Here is a 3595-nt window from a genome sequence, read left to right as displayed (position 1 = left end):
GGAGGAACTTGGTCGAATGTGGGAGCGGGCTTGCTCGCGAATGGATTTGCTCAGCGCTGCAAAAACGCCTGATGCATCTCATCCAGCGTTTCAAAGTGATAAGTCGGCGCTTCAGCACTCAGCTCTTCCCGGCTACCAAATCCGTAGCCCACGGCCACGGAGTCCAGCCCATTACTGCGCGCACCGATCAGATCATGCTTACGGTCGCCAATCATCAGGGTATTCGCCGGATCCAGCCCTTCTTCTGCCATCAGATGCGCAATCAACTCAACCTTGTTCGTACGCGTCCCGTCCAGTTCACTGCCGTAGATCACTTTGAAGTGCTTGGCGAAATCAAAGTGCCGGGCGATTTCCCGGGCGAACACCCATGGCTTGGACGTCGCGATGTACAACTGACGCCCTTGCCCACCCAAGGTTTCCAGCAGCGGGGTGACGCCGTCGAACACGCGATTCTCGTACAGACCGGTGACCTTGAAACGTTCGCGATAGAAATTCACGGCTTCCCAGGCTTTCGGCTCATCGAAATCGTAAAACTGCATGAACGCCTGCAGCAGCGGCGGGCCGATGAAGTGTTCCAGTTTGCTCAGATCGGGCTCATCGATGCCCAGGTTGCTCAGGGCGAACTGGATCGAACGCGTGATGCCTTCGCGCGGGTCGGTCAATGTGCCATCGAGGTCGAATAAAACGGTTGGGTAATGCATGACTATTCCTGAGCAATAACGGGACGGGGTCAGAGCTGGTCGTAACCTTCAGCCAGATGCAGATCCTTGAGCTTCACGTAATTCGCCGCACTGTAGGTGAAAAAGGCGTTTTCCTTTTCGGTCAGCGGGCGGATCTGTTTCACCGGGCTGCCCACATAGAGGAAACCGCTTTCCAGGCGTTTGCCCGGCGGCACCAGACTGCCAGCGCCGATGATCACCTCATCCTCGACCACCGCACCGTCCATGACGATGCTGCCCATGCCGATCAGCACCCGGCTGCCCACGCTGCAACCGTGAAGCATGACTTTATGCGCGATGGTCACGTCGTCGCCGATCAGCAACGGAAAACCATCAGGATTGAACGGGCCGGCATGGGTGATGTGCAGCACGCAGCCGTCCTGAACACTGGTACGCGCGCCGATGCGGATGCGGTGCATGTCGCCGCGGATCACTGTCAGYGGCCAGACAGAACTGTCTTCGCCGATTTCAACGTCGCCGATCACCACTGCTGTGCCGTCGACAAAAGCGCCTTTGTTCAGCAGCGGCATATGGTTCTGATACTTGCGAAGGGTCACGATAGGGTTTCTCTCTGTTGCTGATAGCTGCGGTGAGCGTCGATTGTAATTAAGATGGCCGCATGTTTCTTCCAGCCAAGGTGCCAACCGTGAGCGTGAACAACCCTCTTTTGCAGTCCTACGACCTGCCACCGTTCTCGGCGATCCGTGCCGAACACGTGCAGCCAGCCATTGAACAGATCCTGGCTGACAACCGCGCCGCCATTATCGAAATCCTCAAGACCCAGGGCAAACAACCGACCTGGGCMGGCCTGGTACTGGCGATGGACGAGCTCAATGATCGCCTGGGCGCTGCCTGGAGCCCGGTCAGCCACTTGAACGCTGTGTGCAACAGCGCCGAATTGCGTGAAGCCTACGAATCCTGCCTGCCTGCCTTGAGCGCCTACTCCACCGAACTGGGCCAGAACCGCGAGTTGTTCGAAGCCTTCGAAGCCTTGGCCAACAGCCAGGAAGCCGGCGGTTTCGATGTAGCGCAGAAAACTATCCTGGAACACTCCCTGCGGGACTTCCGTCTGTCGGGTATTGACCTGCCTGAGGCCGAGCAGAAGCGTTATGCAGAAGTGCAGAGCAAGCTCTCGGAACTGGGCAGCCGCTTCTCCAACCAGTTGCTCGACGCCACTCAAGCCTGGACCAAACACGTCACCGATGAAGCCACTCTCGCCGGCCTGACCGATTCCGCCAAGGCGCAAATGGCCGCCGCTGCACAGGCCAAGGGTCTGGACGGCTTTTTGATCACCCTGGAATTCCCGAGYTACTACGCRGTGATGACCTACGCCCASGACCGYGCCCTGCGCGAAGAAGTCTAYGCCGCCTACWGCACTCGTGCGTCGGACCAGGGCCCGAATGCCGGTCAGAACGATAACGGCCCAGTGATGGAAGAAATCCTCGACCTGCGTCAGGAACTGGCCAAGCTGTTGGGTTTCAACAGTTTCTCCGAGCTGAGTCTGGCCACTAAAATGGCCGAGTCCAGCGATCAGGTGCTCAGTTTCCTGCGCGACCTGGCCAAGCGCAGCAAACCGTTTGCCGCGCAGGACCTTGATCAGCTCAAAGCCTATGCCGCCGAACAAGGCTGCCCGGATCTGCAAAGCTGGGACAGCGGTTTCTRCGGCGAGAAACTTCGCGAGCAGCGTTACAGCGTGGCTCAGGAAGCCCTGCGCGCCTACTTCCCGATCGACAAAGTGTTGGGCGGCTTGTTCGCCATCGTTCAGCGTCTGTACGGCATCGAAATCGCCGAGCAGAAAGGCTTCGACACCTGGCACCCGGATGTTCGCCTGTTCGAAATCAAGGAAAACGGCCAGCACGTCGGCCGCTTCTTCTTCGACCTTTACGCCCGCGCCAACAAGCGCGGCGGTGCGTGGATGGACGGCGCTCGCGACCGTCGCCGCACGGCTGAAGGCGCGTTGCAAAACCCGGTAGCCAATCTGGTGTGCAACTTCACCCCGGCCGATAGCGGCAAGCCTGCGCTGCTGACCCACGACGAAGTCACCACCCTGTTCCACGAATTCGGTCACGGCCTGCATCACCTGCTGACCCGCGTCGAACACGCCGGCGTCTCCGGCATCAACGGCGTGGCCTGGGATGCGGTCGAGCTGCCAAGCCAGTTTATGGAAAACTGGTGCTGGGAGCCGGAAGGCCTCGCGCTGATCTCCGGTCATTACGAAACCGGCGAGCCACTCCCTCAAGACCTGCTGCAGAAAATGCTCGCAGCGAAAAACTTCCAGTCCGGCCTGATGATGGTCCGTCAGCTGGAGTTCTCGCTGTTCGACTTCGAACTCCATGCCACCCACGGTGATGGCCGTAGCGTGGCGCAGGTGCTTGAAGGCGTTCGTGACGAGGTATCGGTCATGCGTCCCCCAGCCTATAACCGTTTCCCGAACAGCTTTGCGCACATCTTCGCTGGCGGTTATGCGGCGGGTTACTACAGCTACAAATGGGCAGAAGTGCTGTCGGCCGATGCGTTCTCGAAGTTCGAAGAAGACGGCGTGCTCAATGCCGAGACCGGTCGTGCGTTCCGCGAAGCCATTCTGGCGCGCGGTGGTTCCCAGGAGCCGATGGTGCTGTTCGTCGACTTCCGTGGCCGTGAACCCTCGATTGACGCACTCTTGCGCCACAGCGGCCTGAGTGAGGACGCGGCAGCATGAGCGAGGGGCCTGTGATTACCAAAAAACGCTTTATCGCCGGGGCGGTATGCCCGGCGTGCAGCGAGCCGGACAAGTTGATGATGTGGAACGAAGACGAAGTCCCGCACCGTGAATGCGTGGCCTGCGGTTATTCCGACACATTGAATGAACAAGGTCTGTCCGTTCCCAAGGAATTGGG

4 protein-coding genes are annotated in these 3595 nt (G+C 59.3%); 2 read left to right on the top strand and 2 right to left on the bottom strand.

Features of this window, described 5'->3' with window-relative positions; genetic code table 11:
• Positions 1-50: 50 nt before the first annotated feature.
• A complete protein-coding gene (locus tag AC1DRJ_RS21705) occupies positions 51-701 on the bottom strand; it encodes an HAD family hydrolase (protein ID WP_477803948.1) in 651 nt (216 codons plus the stop codon).
• Between the two features lie 29 nt (positions 702-730).
• Complete coding sequence (locus AC1DRJ_RS21700) at positions 731-1276, bottom strand: gamma carbonic anhydrase family protein (protein WP_477803947.1); 546 nt, start codon at positions 1274-1276, stop codon at positions 731-733.
• Positions 1277-1365: 89 nt separating this feature from the next.
• Here AC1DRJ_RS21700 and prlC point away from each other — a divergent pair, with 89 nt between their 5' ends.
• Positions 1366-3417 carry an oligopeptidase A gene (prlC, locus tag AC1DRJ_RS21695; RefSeq protein ID WP_477803946.1) on the top strand — a complete coding sequence of 684 codons (2052 nt, stop codon included), beginning with the start codon at positions 1366-1368 and terminating at the stop codon, positions 3415-3417.
• Positions 3414-3595, top strand: a 182-nt coding sequence (locus AC1DRJ_RS21690; RefSeq protein ID WP_477803945.1) for a YheV family putative zinc ribbon protein, incomplete at its 3' end; no start/stop codon positions are given. The genes prlC and AC1DRJ_RS21690, both read left to right, overlap by 4 nt.

It is taken from the genome of Pseudomonas sp. P5_B2, from assembly GCF_056400445.1.
This window is presented reverse-complemented; position numbering and strand designations above follow the sequence as displayed.

Excerpts from the sequence above, each read along its gene's own strand:
- AC1DRJ_RS21705 (WP_477803948.1), bottom strand. The coding sequence starts at position 701 with ATGCATTACCCAACCGTTTTATTCGACCTCGATGGCACATTGACCGAC.